The 17,807-nt window shown below is 35.0% G+C and carries 20 protein-coding genes; 5 read left to right on the plus strand and 15 right to left on the minus strand.

Annotated features, from left to right (window positions below; genetic code table 11):
* Position 1 precedes the first annotated feature (1 nt).
* The 5 genes from HWV59_RS16110 to HWV59_RS16130 all read right to left on the minus strand — a co-directional run bounded on the left by HWV59_RS16110 (position 2) and on the right by HWV59_RS16130 (position 6,056).
* Entirely contained in the window at positions 2-886 is an 885-nt protein-coding gene (locus tag HWV59_RS16110; protein WP_175640091.1) for a carbohydrate ABC transporter permease, read from the minus strand.
* 120 nt (positions 887-1,006) lie between these two features.
* The gene (locus tag HWV59_RS16115) at positions 1,007-2,308 is read right to left on the minus strand and encodes an ABC transporter substrate-binding protein (RefSeq protein ID WP_235991760.1); all 1,302 of its coding nucleotides are present in this window, start codon (positions 2,306-2,308) and stop codon (positions 1,007-1,009) included.
* Between the two features lie 303 nt (positions 2,309-2,611).
* Positions 2,612-3,739: a GntR family transcriptional regulator gene (locus HWV59_RS16120; RefSeq protein WP_175639478.1), complete on the minus strand. Its 1,128-nt coding sequence runs from the start codon at positions 3,737-3,739 to the stop codon at positions 2,612-2,614.
* 186 nt (positions 3,740-3,925) lie between these two features.
* A complete protein-coding gene (locus HWV59_RS16125; protein WP_175639479.1) occupies positions 3,926-5,071 on the minus strand; it encodes a M20 family metallopeptidase in 1,146 nt (381 codons plus the stop codon).
* 73 nt (positions 5,072-5,144) lie between these two features.
* Positions 5,145-6,056, minus strand: a complete 912-nt coding sequence (locus HWV59_RS16130; RefSeq protein WP_175639480.1) for an AEC family transporter — start codon at positions 6,054-6,056, stop codon at positions 5,145-5,147.
* 176 nt (positions 6,057-6,232) lie between these two features.
* Between HWV59_RS16130 and ppnP the strand changes: the two genes are divergently transcribed.
* Positions 6,233-6,547 carry a pyrimidine/purine nucleoside phosphorylase gene (ppnP, locus tag HWV59_RS16135; protein WP_175639481.1) on the plus strand — a complete coding sequence of 105 codons (315 nt, stop codon included), beginning with the start codon at positions 6,233-6,235 and terminating at the stop codon, positions 6,545-6,547.
* A gap of 81 nt (positions 6,548-6,628) precedes the next feature.
* Here the strand turns inward: ppnP and HWV59_RS16140 are convergent, their stop codons facing one another.
* From HWV59_RS16140 to HWV59_RS16155, 4 genes are all read right to left on the minus strand, one after another.
* On the minus strand, positions 6,629-7,213 hold the full coding sequence (locus HWV59_RS16140) for a branched-chain amino acid aminotransferase (RefSeq protein ID WP_175639482.1): 585 nt from the start codon (positions 7,211-7,213) through the stop codon (positions 6,629-6,631).
* 60 nt (positions 7,214-7,273) lie between these two features.
* Positions 7,274-8,029 carry an exodeoxyribonuclease III gene (locus HWV59_RS16145; RefSeq protein ID WP_175639483.1) on the minus strand — a complete coding sequence of 252 codons (756 nt, stop codon included), beginning with the start codon at positions 8,027-8,029 and terminating at the stop codon, positions 7,274-7,276.
* A 104-nt stretch (positions 8,030-8,133) separates the two neighbouring features.
* Complete coding sequence (locus tag HWV59_RS16150) at positions 8,134-8,697, minus strand: cysteine dioxygenase (RefSeq protein ID WP_175639484.1); 564 nt, start codon at positions 8,695-8,697, stop codon at positions 8,134-8,136.
* 65 nt (positions 8,698-8,762) lie between these two features.
* Positions 8,763-9,692, minus strand: a complete 930-nt coding sequence (locus HWV59_RS16155; protein WP_407941638.1) for a DMT family transporter — start codon at positions 9,690-9,692, stop codon at positions 8,763-8,765.
* Between the two features lie 140 nt (positions 9,693-9,832).
* Here HWV59_RS16155 and HWV59_RS16160 point away from each other — a divergent pair, with 140 nt between their 5' ends.
* Positions 9,833-10,729: an MBL fold metallo-hydrolase gene (locus HWV59_RS16160; protein ID WP_175639485.1), complete on the plus strand. Its 897-nt coding sequence runs from the start codon at positions 9,833-9,835 to the stop codon at positions 10,727-10,729.
* Positions 10,730-10,771: 42 nt separating this feature from the next.
* Here HWV59_RS16160 and HWV59_RS16165 read toward each other — a convergent pair whose 3' ends face one another.
* A complete protein-coding gene (locus tag HWV59_RS16165) occupies positions 10,772-11,038 on the minus strand; it encodes a DUF1292 domain-containing protein (RefSeq protein WP_102228911.1) in 267 nt (88 codons plus the stop codon).
* A gap of 111 nt (positions 11,039-11,149) precedes the next feature.
* On the opposite strand from HWV59_RS16165, the gene HWV59_RS16170 reads away from it, so the two are divergent.
* Entirely contained in the window at positions 11,150-11,836 is a 687-nt protein-coding gene (locus tag HWV59_RS16170) for an SIMPL domain-containing protein (RefSeq protein WP_175639486.1), read from the plus strand.
* 37 nt (positions 11,837-11,873) lie between these two features.
* Here the strand turns inward: HWV59_RS16170 and HWV59_RS16175 are convergent, their stop codons facing one another.
* Positions 11,874-12,974 carry a PRK06851 family protein gene (locus tag HWV59_RS16175; protein WP_102228913.1) on the minus strand — a complete coding sequence of 367 codons (1,101 nt, stop codon included), beginning with the start codon at positions 12,972-12,974 and terminating at the stop codon, positions 11,874-11,876.
* A gap of 143 nt (positions 12,975-13,117) precedes the next feature.
* Between HWV59_RS16175 and HWV59_RS16180 the strand changes: the two genes are divergently transcribed.
* Positions 13,118-13,423, plus strand: a complete 306-nt coding sequence (locus HWV59_RS16180) for a hypothetical protein (protein ID WP_175639487.1) — start codon at positions 13,118-13,120, stop codon at positions 13,421-13,423.
* A 48-nt stretch (positions 13,424-13,471) separates the two neighbouring features.
* On the opposite strand, the gene fabF is transcribed toward HWV59_RS16180, so the two are convergent.
* The 4 genes from fabF to HWV59_RS16200 all read right to left on the minus strand — a co-directional run bounded on the left by fabF (position 13,472) and on the right by HWV59_RS16200 (position 16,778).
* Positions 13,472-14,710: a beta-ketoacyl-ACP synthase II gene (gene fabF / locus HWV59_RS16185; RefSeq protein ID WP_175639488.1), complete on the minus strand. Its 1,239-nt coding sequence runs from the start codon at positions 14,708-14,710 to the stop codon at positions 13,472-13,474.
* Positions 14,711-14,949: 239 nt separating this feature from the next.
* Positions 14,950-15,387: a DUF6376 family protein gene (locus HWV59_RS16190; RefSeq protein ID WP_175639489.1), complete on the minus strand. Its 438-nt coding sequence runs from the start codon at positions 15,385-15,387 to the stop codon at positions 14,950-14,952.
* Between the two features lie 336 nt (positions 15,388-15,723).
* A complete protein-coding gene (locus HWV59_RS16195) occupies positions 15,724-15,966 on the minus strand; it encodes a hypothetical protein (protein WP_175639490.1) in 243 nt (80 codons plus the stop codon).
* 47 nt (positions 15,967-16,013) lie between these two features.
* Positions 16,014-16,778 (minus strand): DUF4397 domain-containing protein, encoded by a 765-nt coding sequence (locus HWV59_RS16200; RefSeq protein WP_175639491.1) that lies wholly within the window; start codon positions 16,776-16,778, stop codon positions 16,014-16,016.
* A gap of 558 nt (positions 16,779-17,336) precedes the next feature.
* Between HWV59_RS16200 and HWV59_RS16205 the strand changes: the two genes are divergently transcribed.
* Positions 17,337-17,780: a MarR family winged helix-turn-helix transcriptional regulator gene (locus tag HWV59_RS16205; protein WP_102228919.1), complete on the plus strand. Its 444-nt coding sequence runs from the start codon at positions 17,337-17,339 to the stop codon at positions 17,778-17,780.
* Positions 17,781-17,807 lie beyond the last annotated feature (27 nt).

Consider the following 17,807-nt stretch of genomic DNA (forward strand, 5'->3'; position numbering starts at 1 on the left):
CCTATTTTCCTTGATAATGAACCCAGCGCTTAGATGTCATAAATACGAATGCAGTTAAAGCCATAATGATAATAAATAAAATCCAAGCCATTGCTGATGCGTAACCCATCTTAAAGAATTTAAATCCATTGTCATATAAATACATCACATAGAAAGTTAACGAATTTGCAGGAGTACCTTGTCCTTGAGTTAGCGTGTACGGCAATGTAAATTGCTGGAACGCACCAATGATTCCCATAACTAAGTTAAAAAAGATAACAGGTGTTAAAAGTGGCAACGTGATATGAATGGTTTTCTGAAACCAATTGGCACCATCTACATCTGCTGCATCATAGTAATCATCAGGTATATCTCCTAACCCGGCAAGATAAATAACCACAGCCTGCCCAATACCCCACAATGACATAAGAATAAGGGAAGGCTTTGACCAGGTTTCACTTCCAAGCCACGCCGGTCCTTCGATTCCGATCATATTTAATAAGCCATTAACTAATCCGAAGCCAGGATTTAAAAGCCACATCCATAACACTGCAAGTGCTACATGCGGAACAAGAGTCGGTAGGAAAAAGATTGTTCTGTATATGGCCATACCTTTCACTTTCATATTCAACATCATAGCTAATGCCACACCCAAAATAATGCTTAATGGGACAAAAAGTACGGTGAAATAAATCGTATTGTACACTGATTTCCAGAACAAAGGATCTTGAAATAAATCCTTGTAATTTTGCAGTCCTATAAATTCCCCGGGTTGAAGAATGCTATATGTTGTAAAACTGAAATAGATTGAAGAAAATAAAGGAATTGCGTAAAAAATAATAAGTCCAAGAATCCATGGTAAAGCAAATAAAATTCCATATTTATACTCCGTAAACTTTGCTAGCATATTTTTACGCTTTGGATGAATTTGGACATGTTGTGTCGTTGTTTCATTAATCGGATTGCTTTTCACCTGCAATACCCTCCCGTCTATTAAAGGCAAGGGAGAAAAACTTCTCCCCTCTTTTTATTTATTGAGCTCTTTGTTAACCTTATCAGTCACTTTTGTTAACAGCTCCTCAGGAGTTCCATTTCCTCTTGTTGCATTTTCAACTGCACTTGCTAATTCATTCCAATATAAGGAACCTTGTGTCATTACAGGTCGATGATGAGAAACAGGTAAAATTTCAACAAATTCTTTTAAAATTGGATCTTCTTTGTATCCTAGCTCTTCATTGACAGAGTCAATCACAGAAAAGTCTCTTGAAATACCGCTAAATATCTTTTGTCCTTCTTCACCACTAAAGAATTTTAAAAATTCCCAAGCTGCTTCTTTATTTTTCGCTCCTTTTGGAATAACGACTGACCAGCCGCCAGACCATGTTGTATGGTTTTCACCAGTTGGAGTTGGCATTGGGAACACTCCATAGTTCAAGTCAGGCTTAAATTTTTTAATAGCAGAAACCTCCCATGGACCACTAACTTTCATACTAAGTTGTCCCGTTAGAAACGGGTCCATTGCACCTGTACCTTGAGAATCTGTAAAGCCTGCAATATCCTCCACATCATATTTTTGAGCATAATCTGTCATCCATTGTAATGCTTCCACTACTTTTGGATCGTTTGCTGTTGCAGTATTTGTATCAGGGTTGAAGAACTCTCCGCCAAACGCCCAGCCCCAGCCATATAACCAACCTTGACCAAACCAAGGGATAAACCCAATTCGTTGAAATCTACTTCCCTCTTTAATCGTTAGTTTCTCAGCTGCAGCTTCCAGCTCAGCGATTGTTTTAGGAGGGTTATTAGGGTCTAAGCCTGCTTCTTCAAAATGATCAATATTAAAATATACTAAGCGAGAGTCAGTTGATGTAGGCAACCCATATAGCTTCCCTTGATAGCTTGCCTCTTCCCATGCAAATGGATAATACATATCCTTTGTTACGCCGCTTTCTTCAGCAAGCTCTGTCAAGTCTTCCAATGACCCTTGTGCAGCCCACGAGCCAATTTCAAATCTATCAAAATAAGCAACATCCGGTGGATTTCCTCCAGATACAGCTGTTAATAATTTTTCGTTTTGACCTTCCCCTTGATTGGCTGTATATACAGCATTAATTTTAATATCCGGATTTTTTTCTTCAAAAGCCTTAATAACTTCTGTCACAGCTTCACCAGTAACATCTGTCATAGAATGCCAAAATGTAACGGTTGTTTTGCCTTCGTTATCTTTGCTATCAGATGAACTAGAGTTTGACGAACAGCCTGTCATAATAAGTGAAAAAGACATAAGAAATATCATTGTTATAAATCCTAACTTTCTTTTCATTTTCATTCCAATCCCCCTCAAAATTGTGATGAAAAGCTTATTAGAAAAACATTTGTCCTCCTTTCTCTCTACGTTCTTTTCTGTCAAAACAAGGCTGTATGTACCACCAATAAATAATAGCGCTTACATTTACACGCCGAATAAATGATATAACAACTTGGTTAACATATTATTAATGGTATGTTGTTAGATTAACAAGGTAATAATAGTATGTCAATAACATTTTGAAAAGTTTTAAAATTAAAAATAGGGAGCTAACTAAATTCAGTTAGCTCCCTATTTCTATCAATCTTATATGTTTACTGAAGATTATGTTGAAAGTCCTTCGAGGAATGTGAAATCAATGACAATATGTTTCGGGTCTTTTTTCCCTAAAGAGATATGCTCATATAATATATCAACTGCCTTATTTGCAATATCTCCTTCACTTTGCTTGATATGAGTGTAATCTGGGCGTTTGAAAGGGTGGGTTGGTGAGTCAAAACACACAAGTGAATAGTCAGTAGGTATTTGGTGCCCTAAATCTTGTAATACTTTTGTAATCAATATAGCCCAATCATATTCACAAGCTACAAAGGCTGTAATTGAAGGGGTAGACTGAATAAACTTTTTGATGATTTCGTAATTTGTTTTAAATAAACTTTCGTTATCTTGTTCCTGATCAAGACTATTTAGAAGCGACAACAACATAAACTCTTGTTTTAATTGAATCCCTTGCTTTGAATAGGCAAGTTGAAACCCTTGAATTCTTTCTTCAATTGCTGAAGTACCAATGGGTGAGGATGAAATAAAGCCTATGTTTTGATGACCTAAAGTGAATAAATAATTGGTAATCTGCTCACTGGCTAGTCGATTATCTGTACAAACTGAGCTGGCCGGAATTCCTTTTAAATAGCGATCTACTAAAACGAGCGGAAAGTTTTTCAAGCTTAACTTGAGCAGCTCGACATTATAATTCTCACCATGCACCGGGAAAATAATAAGACCGTCTACTGAATCATTTACTAACTGTTTGATTGCTTTTTCTTCCTCTTCTATTTTCCCGTGTGTTTGCCTTATAATTAGATTTGCGTTTTTTTCAGTACAAGCCCTTTCAATTGCTTTTACCAATGTCGTTCCAAAATTATCAGAAAAGCCTGGAATGACAAGAGCAACTGTGTACCGTTTTTCACTTTCATTTGAGATAGAAGTGTTTACTAATTCGTATTCTTGTTCCTCATTACTTCGTTTAGATACAAATGAACCTTTCCCTCTTATTCTTTCAATAATTAAATTTTGGGCAAGTAAATCCAACGCTTTTTTCGAGGTAATTCGACTTACATTAAATTTATCTGATAATTCTTTTTCAGAAGGTACTCGATCACCATAGTTTAAAAATCCCTTGTTTACTTGTTCAATAATGTAGTCATAGATTTGCTCATAAAGTGGAGTCTTCATATGTTTTTTCACCTTTTAGTATAGTTGTTATATTCAATATATCATTCCATTTAATTTTTAACAATAAATAAGTCCTATGTATTTTTTAGGTGAACGATTTAAAAATAGTTCTTTTTCAGCTTTACCAAATAAGAATAATAGATTATAAACTATAAAATAAAAAAGACAAACATCATGTTTGTCTTTTTACGCATGTTGTTTTTCAGCCAGTCGTTTCATGATTGTTGCTAATAGATGAGTTCTCTCCACAAGGCTTGGGATTTCCAAATATTCTTTGTCACTATGTGCGTTTCCACCGATTGGACCCAAACCATCGATTGTGGCGATTCCTAAAGAGGACGTAAAGGAGGCATCAGAGCCACCTCCTGTTGACGTATCCTCAATTTCAATGCCAATTTCGTCTCCTACTGCTTGTATTAATCTAAGCAACGCACGTGTTTTTTTATTTTTTTCCATAGGAGGTCGGTTCATTTCCCCTTCAAGAAGAATTTTTGTGCCTGCTACCTCTGTCGTTGAACAAATTTTTTCAAGCCTATCTTCAATGAACTCTACTTGTTCAATTTCCTTCATCCTAACATCAATTTGGGCCTCAGCATGGTCAGATACAGTATTCGCACTTGATCCACCTTCAATAAGGCCCACATTCACACTAATTCCTTTTTCATGGTCTGAAAGCTCATACAGTTGTATAATCTTATGTGCTAATTCTTCAATAGCACTTCTTCCCTTTTCAGGTTCAATACCGGAATGTGCTGCTTTTCCTTCAACAATAAGCGTGTAATTTCCCTTTCCTCTTCGTGCCGAGACTAGTGAACCATCTTTTCGTGCCGGTTCCATGACAAGGGCATATTTTGCATTTTTTGCTTCTTTTACGATTAGCGATTTTGAGGTTGGTGAGCCAATCTCTTCTTCACTATTTAGGACAATTTTTATATGCTTATATGCCTCTTGTCCCTCATTTATTAACGCTTTTATCGCGTATAAAACCGTAGCATGACTTGATTTCATATCAATAACACCCGGTCCATATGCGCGATTACCCTCTATTTTAAACGGTCTTTCCTCAACGGTTCCTTTTGGAAAGACAGTATCCATATGAGCAAGAATAACAATACCAGGGTTCATTGAATCTTTATGTTCAATAACTAAATGATTGCCGAACTCTTTTTGAGGAATAACCTTAACATAAAAACCCAATTCTTCATAGCAAGTCTTTAACAATTCTCCTATTTGGTCAACACCTTGTTTATCATAAGAGCCACTATCAATATTTACTAATCTTTCAATAAAGTTCAGCATTTCCTTACAATGCTGTTGTAAAAATGATTCCATGGAGCCTTTCCTTCTTTCTCTCTTGCAGTACATTAAAATGATTTTACCAAAATAAAGCCCTAAAGGTAAGCCATCAAATAAAAAGATTCGCTAACAACCAAAGTAAAATAAAGCTAATGATAATAGTCAAATTTGATAAAGTTCCAACAAACTTTTGATTATATTCAAATTCAACTGAGTAGGGTAAAACGGACATAGATGTTGGCAATAAAAAGCCTAGCAGTAACGTATATTTAAACATATCATCAAATGGTAACAGAAAGAAACATAAAATACCTATAAGCAATCCTGCACCATATCTTAGACCTAGATATTGCAGCATCAACTTGACATAACTTCTGTCAAATGAAAAATTCAAATAGATTCCTAAAAGCAATAAAGATAAAGGCATATTAGCACCCGAGATAATACCTGCTACATCTACTATGACTGAAGGCAAAGTTAGACCTACTAAATTGATGATAACAACTAAAATATATGTCATTAGCGGAATAGACTTTGTCATTTTTGAAACAATTGTCTTAAAATCCATTTTTACTTCTTCATTTGAGTAAAAGCTCCCTATTAAATAGCTTAAGCCAAACACAATAAAGGCATTCCCGACATCAAACATACCAAAATAGGTTATACCCTCTTTCCCGAAGATAACCTCAACGAGCGGATAGGCAAATAGGCCGATATTTAAGCCGGGTACCATCATTCCCAGCATCCCTTTTACATTTTTTTTCTTTTTACGAAAAACAAAAAGACCTAAAAACCCAATTAGTATCCCATATAGAAAACCAGCTAAAATGAGTAGAAATAATGATGGTTCTAATGTTATATCAGAAAAAGTAACAATGATTAAAGAAGGTAAGGTGAGATTAAAAATAATTCTTGATAATCCTTCCCCATCTTTCTCCTTAATAATGTTTCCTCTTTTTAAAATATAACCTAGTGAAATAATTAAAACACAATATAAAAATTGCAAATTAAAACTGTCCAACTTAACTTCTCCTTGCTATTCATACTTCACCTAATTAACAATACTGTACATTTTACCTAATATCTATCACTTAAGCAAACTGTTAAATTACGATTCTACATAAAAAAATATTTATATTCCACTATTCTAAATTTTGTGATAAATTAAACGAGACTACTTGGAGAGGATGTAGAATAATGTCGAGTATTGAAAATATAACAATTGAAAAGAAAGCAAATCTTTATTTCGAAGGGAAAGTTACAAGTCGAACTCTTCTTTTTAGTGATGGAACGAAGAAAACATTGGGAATCATGCAACCTGGCGAATATGAATTTTCCACAAGTATGAAAGAAGAAATGGATATTGTTTCAGGGCGATTAGATTATAAATTACAAGGTGAAGATTGGAAAACAATTGATGGACAAGGTGTTTTTTATGTTCCGGCAAATGAATCTTTTCTGGTAAAGGCACATACCGTTGTTGATTATTGCTGTTCGTATTTAAGTGAATAATAAAAAACGGACAAGACTTCAACAATAATATGATTAAAAGGAAATGCTCACATTCGAGAACATTTCCTTTTTCTTCGTCATCTACTTTTTTTCTATTTGTAAAACCAAACGGAATAAATACTTATATATAAAACAAAATACCTCACCGAATGTCATCTTTTCATCAAAACCTTTTATATGATCTAACGTAAGATTCATATCCCATAGCCCATCTTGTTGGTTAAACAACAGATTATATTTTATCGTTTCACCTATTCTGCTTTCATTTACATAATCTCTGATTTTTGTTTCTTCATTCTTCTTAAGCTTTAAGCCAAACATTGCCTCATAGGTGCCAAATACATCATCTACTTCCAAAGAAATGGCATCTATACCGATCACATCAAACCACTTTGATTCAACATAAATAAATTCCGCCATACTTTCTTTCAGATCATGTAGTGGCTTTTCTAAAAAACTCCCTGTTTCTGTGCTGACAAGTTCATCTGTTTCCTTCAGACTTCTCTCAATATATACCTCCGAAAATCTAGATGACGACTCTTTTACGTTTAACCCTGAAAGCTGATTATTAGAAAGTAACCCATCGTTCTCTAGTAATGCTTTTTCTTCCTCAAATAATTCAATATTGTCTTGCTCTACTACTTTTTGTAACCGTTCCTTTAACAAAGCTTGTCCTCCATTCACGAAAGTTTCTATGACAATAGTATATCCAATTTACACAAGTTTCTACAGATTCATCTCTATACAAACAGGACAGTGATCACTTCCTAATATGTCACAATGTATTTGTGAATCAATCAATTGATCCTTCAATTTGTTTGAAACAATAAAATAGTCAATTCTCCACCCAATATTTCTTTCCCTAACCTTACTCATATAAGACCACCATGAATATACATCTGTTTTGTCCGGATACAAATGTCTAAAACTATCAACGAAACCAACACTTAATAAACGGGACATTTTTTCTCTTTCTTCATCTGTAAACCCCGAGTTTCCTTTATTCGATTTAGGATTTTTTAAGTCGATTTCCTGATGTGCGACATTTAAATCACCACATAAGATAACAGGTTTCACTTGATCCAACATTGTAAGATAGGATCTTACATCTTCTTCCCAAGCAAGTCTTTCTTCAAGTCTTGTCAGGTCACGTTTTGAATTTGGTGTATACATGTTTATTAAATAGAAGTCTTCATATTCCAGCGTAATGATTCTTCCTTCTGCTTCTTCTTCATTTTCTCCAACACCATAAGAAACACGTATAGGTTTTTTCTTTGTAAAAACAGCTGTGCCTGAGTACCCTTTGCGGAGCGCATAATTCCAATATTGATAATATCCCTCAAGCTCTAAATCTAATTGCCCTTCCTGCATTTTTGTTTCTTGAATACAAAAAATATCTGCATCAACCTCGTGAAAATAATCTAAAAATCCCTTTTTCACGCAAGCCCTAATTCCATTCACATTCCATGATACAAGTTTCATAGGATCTAACAAACTCCTTAATTCAGTTTCTCTTTTAAATAATAATCATATAGTATTTTCCTAAAATAATCTAAGGTTTTGCGTAGTGAAAAAAAGCTACAGAATTAATCTGCAGCTTTTTCTAGCTTTATTTCCTTTACTTTTTGCCTTGTAGCCTCTGGCCACCATGCCCCACAGTCATCAGATACGATACATGCGGCACATTTCTTTAAATCATAGACCTTCATCCCGGTTATTGGTGGTGAATAAAGGTGGAGCGTGACTAATTTGCCATCATTTGATACAGACATTTTATGAACACCATTTTTAGGTGCAAAAAATGCTTTTCCTTGCTCTTGAAATTCTGTGAATAGTTCTAGTGGCAAGGTGTCACCATTTACTTTATACACTGTGTTTTTTGCCGTTCCATCGAGTACTTGAATCCATCCAAAGGAATGACCATGATCATGTGGAGCACATTCAAGTTCAGACCAATTCATAACGAGCAGCTCAACATGTTCATTTTGATAAATTAATTTTCGATAATACGGTTTCCCCTTTGACGTCCCTAGTTCAGGTTGTAATTCCTTAAGCTGAACATTTGCCTCTAATAATGCATCTTTTAGCTGTTCACTTGTAGGATTTTGCAATTTCCCTAAAATTCCATCAAGTCGTATTTGATAGTGCATTCAACTAACCTCCTTATGTTGGAACGAGCAAATCTGTCTATTCTTTAGTAAGGAGTAAAAATAGGTTATGGTCGTTTATTTCTTCCATGAAAAAATTTCAACATATAATGTAGCTGCCCGTTGACAAAAACAACTCCAATAATAATTATGATGCCTCCTAATACACTTATGAGAACAATTTTTTCATGTAGTAATACCACAGCGGCAATCAACGTTGCTAATGGTTCTAAATATAGAAAAACAGACACTTGTGTGGCCTCTAACACGTGAAGTGCTTTTGCCCAATACCAATAAGCTACTCCTGAAACAAAGATGCCTAAAAACAATAAATGAACCCATTCCCCTGCTTGTAATAGTGGAATGGATTCCCAGCCTTTATTCCGTATTAAGAAAGGAAGGGTTAGTATAAATCCAATCAAACTCATGTAAAACGTAATTACAAGCGGAGACAATGGTATATTTAATTTTTTCAGAAGTACCGAATAAATGGCCCAATTTAACGTGCTTAATAACATGAGTAAATAGCCAAGATTTAAAGCCGGTTCAAATGATTTTTCACTTCCAGCTGTCGTCACCATTAACACACCAAATAATGCGAGAATCATCCCAATGGCTTTGAAAAAAGTCATTTTTTCGTGTAGAAAAACCATGGATAAGATAACCGTAAAAATGGGCGACAATGAAATCATCCATCCTGCAGATGAAGCATCTATTGTGAGGAGTGCACTTGCTTGTACAACTTGATGGATAAAAACTCCCAATATCCCTAAAATAAGTAAATGAGGAATATAGGTTATATTGATAGACAATTTCTCTTTTAGGACCATTAAGAGGAGGAAAAGAAAAACAGCACCAATTCCAAACCTTATGACTAATAGTGTAAAAGGATCCAGCTTGTCTAACACAGCTTTTGTTGATACAAATGAGACACCCCAGAATGTAATCGACATTGTTGCATATAAAGATGCAGCAATCTTTTTCCCTTTAAACATCATAATTTCACTCACACCCTTTTGTCTTCTCCTTATCATATGCTTGTCCTTTTTCACGAATGTATAAAAGTTAGTTTCCATTTCCAAATGCCTATGATAGAATGAATGAGTATTCATTCATAAATCAATTAGAGGTGATGGCCATGAAACAAATTGGTCCGGTAAAATTAATTGAAGGTCCATCCAAAAGTAAAGTTCCTTTTTCAAGAAGTCTTTATATTGAAGGATCTGCTGAAAAAGTATTAATCGACACTGGTGCAGATTCAACCCTATTAAAGCAGATTCAAGCGGATTCGGGTGTTGATTTGGTTATAAATACACATTATCACCCTGATCATACTCGTCATAATGTTCTTTTTCATGAAACTGAAAAGTGGATTAATACAATTGAATTTCATATGCCCCTGACGATAGAAGGAATTGCAAAAGCAAATGGAATTTTTCAAGAATGGGGTCCTGAAGGTGTAAAGAAATGGGAAAAAGAAATTCCTGAAATATGGATAAAAAGTCTAACTCAGATTAACGGATTTTATGAATATGAAAAACAATATTCATTTGGAAATATTCATGTTCATTTTTTACATACCCCTGGTCATACAAAAGGGTTTTGCTGTCCTTACTTTCCTGATTTAGGGATTGTCTTTACAGGTGATTATGATATGACATCTTTTGGGCCCTGGTATAATGGCACAGATGGTAGCATTGAAGAATTTATTTCCTCAGCCAAGCGCCTGCTTTCTCTAGATGCAAAATACTATATCACCGGACATCAAAAAGGGACATTTCAAAAGAATGAATTTCACCATGCTATGATCAATTACCTTTCAATTATTGATCATCGTGATGAAGTAATTGAAAAATTTGTCCAAAAGGGCATTTCATTCGATGAGTTAACAAGAATTGGTATTTTTTATCCGAAACATGCATTAGAGCATTCACTTTTTATGACATGGGAACGAAGCGGTATTCGTAAACACCTATCTCGACTTGGCTATACCGTAGTTGACTCCGAAATCAAACGCATAATGGTAAAAAAATAAAACGGAATAGAGAGGTCCCCTACTCCCTATTCCGCGCAATTATTATTCCTCATCCAGGATATCATCGAAAACGGCTGAGATTTTTTCAAATTCTTCATCACTTTCAATCGGGGATAAATCTCCCTCATTGTCTAACTTCATAAAAAATACATCGATATCTTCATCCGTTTCATCACGAATATCTTCAACAAACCCAACAGCAACATAGTCAGTCCCCTCTACTGTTATGGCAGCAAGCACCTCGACTTCATGTTCTTCATTGTTTTCATCTGTGATCGAAAATATTTCCCCTACTTCAATTTTATCCATGAATAAATGCCCCTTTCACGCGTACATTTAATACGATTACTTCATTATCTTACCAATTACAGGTACCTTCATACAAATTTTTATAAATATTTATTGAAAGGGTGATAAAATTTGGCCTTTTATGCGAACCCATACTTCCATTCCACCGCTTCAATGACCAGAATGACATCAACAGAACGTGGAAGAATGACTGTTACAGGAAGTGGAAAAATAACGGCTTCACCAGACCAGGCTATCATTCAAATTGGAATTGTTACCGAATCGAAAGAAGCCGAGACCGCTCAATCACAAAATGCAATTATTTCAAACAATGTTATTTCAGCATTAAACAAAATAGGTATTTTAAACGAAGATATTAATACGATTTCATATACGATTCAACCAGTCTATGAATTTACAGAAGGAGCTTCAATTCTGACCGGATATAGGGTTCAACATATTCTTGAAATAACAATTAAAAACCTAATGAATCTTGGGCCTGTATATGAAGCAGCAGTTGCAGCAGGAGCAAACATCGCTGAAAACATTCGCTTTGATGTTTCGAACCGTGATGTTCTATATATGGAAGCATTACAACAAGCGATGAAAAAGGCAACGGAAAAAGCAACAAAGCTTGGAGAACAAATTGGAGTAAACATAAACCAGATTCCTGTGAAAGTAAATGAAGAGACAGGTACAATTTCTCCACGGCAAGTTTCATTTGCTCTTACTTCAGAATCTATTACTGGGGCTGCTCCACCTATCCAAAGTAATAAAATCGAAATTGAAGCGAATTTATCAGCTGTTTTTATCTATTAAAATAGGGACAGTCTATTTTTTAGACTGCCCCTTCATTTTATTTCTCTTTTGAAATAAATAACTCTATTTCAGTTGTTAATTTCTCTGTTATTTGATTAATGATATCGAAGTTCATAGCATCGATATAATAAGATTCAAGTTTGTCGCGTAATTGTTTAGCTTCTGCTAAATAGGAAATCGCTTCTTTCATTTTATCTTTATATGCTTTGGTTGTTCTTGCAATATCAGCTTCATATTTTTCATCTGTTCCAGGTGTAATACATGTTTCATACATATCAATGACCTCATCTGATTCGCGATCAGGAAAATACTCATGAGGAGCAGTACTATCAAAAATGGCCACTCCTAATTCACGCAGAATCACCATATCTAGGCTGTTGGGATCAAACCCGCAATGATATACTTCAACATCATAGCCACGTTCTTCACCTGCTGCGACAATTTTTTTCAGCATCGTTGATTTACCGGAACCCGCTCTCCCCTTAATAAAATAGCGTTTTGAAATATCTGCTGTCAGATTTTGAATAAAATCAACAGCCCCGTTTGGAGTAGCTGCTCCTAAAAACCGGTGCTGTACTTTCGGTTCCTTTGCAAGTGATTGCTCTCCATAAAAACGCACAATTAAGTCCTCTGTTAATTGATTTGCCTTCGAAAAATCCATATTCGAAATATATATTTCTTCAATATCATCATGTGCACGTAATGAAGCTGCAAATGTATCATATGCTTCGTTAAATTTATCAGAAATCTTTCGGTTCAGTGCCAGTATTTCATCTTTATATTCGGAAAGTTTACTTGAGTCCCACGCAACACCAAGATTTACGTACTCTTCAATTACACCTGGCGCTTTTGGTTCAATAACGTGTGGAGCTGTTCCATCGACGATTCCTATTTTTAATGTTGGTAAAAGAACACCATCAATCGACTTGTTATCTGAAGCACAATGCAAATATTCTACTTCCAGGTCCTTCTCTTCCATAAGATGACCAATTTTCTTCATCAATGAAGATTTACCAGTTCCTGGACCACCCTTTAATATATATACTCTCTCTAAGTCTGCTAAAACAGAATCATATAAACTATAAAAGCCTTTCGCTGTATTTCCACCTGCATAATAATGACGAACTGAATTTGTCATCTTATCACCCTTTCAACACCTTTACCCATACTTTATGTAGATTATCTTACAAGGGTGAATGCCTATTTGAAAAAGTATTCTAGGTAGGAAAACAATATTCATTTCGATATAATGTTTGTATATCTAACAAAGGAGTTTTTAGGGTGAATTCTAAAGAAGTAGAACAAAAAATTATTGAAAACTATCAAAAAGATGAGCAAATGATGATTCTGATTTTTGCCCAATGGTGTGTAAATCATGATCTGGATCCAACAGAGGTATATGTAAGAGCGTATCCGGACCAACCAGCAAATTATGCATTAAAGCAAACAATGGATTTAACAGTGCCAAAAGAAGAATCCGAACATATCCCTGATCAAACACTTCTTAATGTTTTATCTTTATATGGAAATGAAGAGCTTGCTTTTGTCGTAACAGAAGAAATCGGAAAAAGGAAAAGGAAGAAATAGCATTATGTACAAAAATAGCACGCCATAATGGCGTGCTTATCTACTTTTTTATTCATATTTCTTAAATAATAATGTAGCATTATGTCCGCCGAACCCAAGTGAGTTTGACAAAACAATATCAACTTTTGCCTCTTTCGCATGATTTGGAACATAATCCAAGTCTAATTCAGGGTCAGGAGTTACATAGTTAATTGTTGGCGGAATAACTCCTTCTCTTATAGCTAATAGTGAGAAAATGGCTTCAACTGCACCTGCGGCACCCAGCAAATGACCTGTCATGGACTTTGTAGAACTTACTGAAAGAGAGTAAGCATGTTCACCAAAAACGGCTTTAATCGCTTTTGTTTCATACAAATCGTTATAATACGTACTTGTTCCATGAGCATTGATATAATCAACCTGATCTGGTGAGAGATTTGCATCATCCAGTGCCAGCTTCATTGCTCTTTGGCCACCTTCACCCTCAGGAGCAGGTGTGGTGATATGATAAGCATCCCCTGTTGCACCATATCCAATAAGCTCTCCATATACTTTTGCACCTCGTGCTAATGCATGCTCCAGCTCTTCTAGGATTAAGATTCCAGAGCCTTCGCCAATAACAAAACCATCCCGATTTTGATCAAAAGGACGACTCGCACTTGCAGGATCATGATTAGTTGATAAGGCCGTCATATTTGAAAATCCTGCAATCGTCATTTCAGTAATGGACGCCTCAGCACCTCCTGTCACCATTACATCTGCACCACCATTTTGGATGACCCGAAAAGCATCGCCAATCGAATTTGCACCCGAAGCACATGCAGTAACAGAGCAATTGTTTATTCCTTTTGCACCTAACTCTATCGACACTCGTCCTGAAGCCATATCAGGAATAAACATAGGGATGATAAAAGGGCTTACACGCTTTGGCCCCTTGCTCAAATAGCGCTTATGCTGTTCCTCAAATTCATCAAGTCCACCAATACCAGAACCTATCCAAACCCCTACTCTTTCAGCTGATACATCTTTACCAATATCAATCCCTGCATCAATGATTGCCATTTTACTAGCTGCAATCGCTAAATGTGTAAATCTGGCCATTCTACGAACTTCTTTGTGATCAATATAGTCCTGTGGTGAGAATTCTTTCACTTCTGCTGCCACTTTTACATTAAAGGGATCAGGATTTACTCTTGATAATTCAGCAATTCCTGAAACACCATTTTTGGCTTGCTCCCATGTCGTACGAACATCATTACCTAACGGAGTAACAGCCCCAATACCTGTAACAACAACTCTTTTCCTCATATAAAGTCTCTCCTCTTGTGAAAAATAGTTCTATATATAAATGTGTTAATTAGAAATAAGAAAATAGAATAGTAATATTATGACTTGGTCATAGTATCACATAGATATATCTTATACTATATATAAGAAAAAGAAAAGGTTAGCGGAGTGTATCAGTAATGGAGAAAAATAAACATGGAGCTAAGCCTCAAAACACATTCATGTGCAGCATCAGCTTAGCTCCATAACACCATTTTTCTCTATAATTCTAAATTCTCCACTTGATTCATAAGTGAGCTTAGATCTTGGAAAGTTTGGATCACTTCTGAGTTTTGTAACTCCTCAACGACCACTTCCCCATCCTTATAAATATCATTAATCATTTGTAATGCTTCTTCATTTTTTGTCACGATGTCTTGATGTATGTCTTCAGCAACCGTCGGAGCTTCTAATTTGTTGAACTCTTCAATTTGTTCACGTAGAGAAGTAAGCTCTGTTTCAAGTTCATCTCTAGCAGCTTCATCATTCGCTGCATCCTGTATTAATCCTGGTGCTTGTTCAGCAAAATCACTTACTGAAGTTAAATAACTCGTTGTTTCATCCACATAATTAACCGATTTACTTACCTCATCAACTACAGAACAAGCTGAGCTTATCATTAATGTAAAGATAGCAAAAAACATAAGAAATTTCCTCAATGATCTCCCTCCAAACATTTTAGTGTATACTAACTATACGGATTTAGTTTAAAAAGGTTTCAAATCAAATCATTACAAAATAAAAAGGCTAACCCTTTTACATTGTTAACCTTTTCATCAAAGATCTTATTCACTTGATACAAGCCATTTTAAGAATTCCTGTTCAGGTTCAGTTAAAAACCTGCCTAATTCTTCGGAAAAACAAAGATATAATTCTATGTATCTTTTGGCTACAGCGTCCATTCTTTTCCTCCTGTTATGTATAAGAACTTCTTTATTTTATCACGATTGTCGATAAATGGGTATGAAAATGTGTAAGCATCACACCATTCCATATCATTCATCACAACTATCATCACCATCGTCTCCACTATCGCTGCTTTCCTTATTGCTCTCAAAAAAATGATTTACTTTTTCAAACATAGATTCCTCTTTGTAGATGTCTTCATCATCATGATTAGATCCTTGTAAGAAACTCTGAACAGAATAACTTTGCACGATTTTCTTTTTATTAAAAGACTTTCCTAAAATAATCAGGAGGATTATAAAAATAATGACTATGCTTATTATAAAAAACATCTCTATTCCCCTTTTAAATAAATAGATAAAGCAAAAGTACCTTTTTATTATGGCATTAAAAAAATCACTTCTAGTTCTGGAGATCCACTGGCAAAACCAACTGCAAGAGCTGTATATGTTTCTCCTGCTTTTAATTGGACCTGCGGAATTGTGAAAACTACATTCTTTGTACCAGTTTCTCTCACTTCCAAATTTACAGTCATTGGAGAAAGTGTTAAATAATCCGTTACTCTTTCGTATGAAACATTTGTAAAAAGAATATTTCCTCCTTGTACAGCAATGTCCACATTTGAAGCATCCGGTGATAGGTGAATAAATCTTATCTTCGTTTGATTTCGACTAACATACGGCTTATCAATAAAGAAAGATAATGTAATATTATTTAATAAGCCAGTTGCCGCCGCAGTATAGTACGTATTTCTTGTAAGGGATAATTGTTCTTTAAGAATTGGGCTTGTTGTATCACCTGTTTTATATACCTCTAAAGTATACCTACCAGCAGGTAATGATAAATAATCCGTTGTTTCCTCGAATACTAAATTTGTGATAGATTTATTTCCATTTACATACACATCAACTCCGGATGTATCAGGTGAAGCATGGAATAACCTAATAAAAGCATTTTGCTCTCCTGCCCTGCTCATTAAACTGTAGTGATATGCTTGCAGTTCAGTTTGTGCTAACTGCTGTACACATATTAGATGCTTTTGCTCATAGAAATTATGCAAGTGTGGATTCGAATACCTAAAGTAATCCGCTAACATTTTGTATTTTGCAGCTTCAAGAACCAGTCCATGATGATTATGGAACATCCTATTCACTCCTTAAAGTTAGTAACATCATACAATATGATAAAAGCCCAGATAGTTTCCAATTATTTGTGTACTTTTAAAAAAACTTGGCCTTCACATCAAATTTGCTAAGGATAATAAATACACCTCTAGGCACATAATCAAACATGTTCTTGAGAAAAATAATAATTGATTTTTTAAGTTATTGTGAAATGAGGTGAACCTTATTATGAAAAAGCTTTTAGCTATTTTACTTGCAGCTCTTCTTGCTACTTCTGTTGTTGCATGTGATGATGCGCCAGGGGAAGACGAAATTGGTGATGGTGAAATTAATGATGAAGAATAAATAAATAGAAAAATGCCCGTTCAGTAACTTTTTATTATCCTTCTTGGAAGTATGACGAAAAAACTGAACGGGTTTACTTATATTTGAACAGCATGACAACCTTTTTTCGGATGTAAATGATTTTCCATTTATCTAAAATTCCATCACTCAAAATGATTGTGCACAATCATTTTTGAATTAAAACATATTGTGTACTATAATAATTGTATATTTTTGAAAGGAATCACTATAAGATGAGTGAAATGCTAAAGTTGGAAAATCAAATTTGCTTTAAAATATATACAGCTGAAAGAGAAATCACACGCCTTTACCGTGATTTACTTGCAGACCTTGACATTACCTATCCGCAATATTTAGTTTTATTAGTTTTGTGGGAAGATGATTTTGTTACTGTAAAGGAGCTTGGTCAGAGATTATTTTTGGATTCTGGTACCTTAACCCCAATGCTTAAGAGGATGGAAGCGAACCAACTCATTACACGTAAACGCTCTTTAGAAGATGAAAGAAGTGTTATTATCTCTCTTACTGATGAAGGAAAAGTCTTAAAAGAAAAAGCAACATGTATTCCTACACAATTACTTGAGAATTTATCGATGGAAACCGAAGAGCTACTCAAGTTTGACAGGTCTCTTCAGACAATTTTAAAACACTTAAGAACGAATAAACCTAAAAAATAAAAGGCTCCTTATATAATTAAAGGAGCT

It is taken from the genome of Metabacillus schmidteae, assembly GCF_903166545.1.
GTDB classification, from domain to species: Bacteria; Bacillota; Bacilli; order Bacillales; family Bacillaceae; genus Metabacillus; species Metabacillus schmidteae.

What these genes read in the sequence shown, in the direction of transcription:
- HWV59_RS16195 (WP_175639490.1), bottom strand. Translation starts at nt 15,966, where the DNA reads ATGTTTTTTATAATAAGCATAGTCATTATTTTTATAATCCTCCTGATT.
- ppnP (WP_175639481.1), top strand. Translation starts at nt 6,233, where the DNA reads ATGTCGAGTATTGAAAATATAACAATTGAAAAGAAAGCAAATCTTTAT.
- HWV59_RS16160 (WP_175639485.1), top strand. Translation starts at nt 9,833, where the DNA reads ATGAAACAAATTGGTCCGGTAAAATTAATTGAAGGTCCATCCAAAAGT.
- HWV59_RS16155 (WP_407941638.1), bottom strand. Translation starts at nt 9,692, where the DNA reads ATGATGTTTAAAGGGAAAAAGATTGCTGCATCTTTATATGCAACAATG.
- HWV59_RS16165 (WP_102228911.1), bottom strand. Translation starts at nt 11,038, where the DNA reads ATGGATAAAATTGAAGTAGGGGAAATATTTTCGATCACAGATGAAAAC.
- HWV59_RS16120 (WP_175639478.1), bottom strand. Translation starts at nt 3,739, where the DNA reads ATGAAGACTCCACTTTATGAGCAAATCTATGACTACATTATTGAACAA.
- HWV59_RS16110 (WP_175640091.1), bottom strand. Translation starts at nt 886, where the DNA reads ATGCTAGCAAAGTTTACGGAGTATAAATATGGAATTTTATTTGCTTTA.
- HWV59_RS16175 (WP_102228913.1), bottom strand. Translation starts at nt 12,974, where the DNA reads ATGACAAATTCAGTTCGTCATTATTATGCAGGTGGAAATACAGCGAAA.
- fabF (WP_175639488.1), bottom strand. Translation starts at nt 14,710, where the DNA reads ATGAGGAAAAGAGTTGTTGTTACAGGTATTGGGGCTGTTACTCCGTTA.
- HWV59_RS16145 (WP_175639483.1), bottom strand. Translation starts at nt 8,029, where the DNA reads ATGAAACTTGTATCATGGAATGTGAATGGAATTAGGGCTTGCGTGAAA.
- HWV59_RS16125 (WP_175639479.1), bottom strand. Translation starts at nt 5,071, where the DNA reads ATGGAATCATTTTTACAACAGCATTGTAAGGAAATGCTGAACTTTATT.
- HWV59_RS16205 (WP_102228919.1), top strand. Translation starts at nt 17,337, where the DNA reads ATGAGTGAAATGCTAAAGTTGGAAAATCAAATTTGCTTTAAAATATAT.
- HWV59_RS16200 (WP_175639491.1), bottom strand. Translation starts at nt 16,778, where the DNA reads ATGTTCCATAATCATCATGGACTGGTTCTTGAAGCTGCAAAATACAAA.
- HWV59_RS16150 (WP_175639484.1), bottom strand. Translation starts at nt 8,697, where the DNA reads ATGCACTATCAAATACGACTTGATGGAATTTTAGGGAAATTGCAAAAT.
- HWV59_RS16115 (WP_235991760.1), bottom strand. Translation starts at nt 2,308, where the DNA reads ATGAAAATGAAAAGAAAGTTAGGATTTATAACAATGATATTTCTTATG.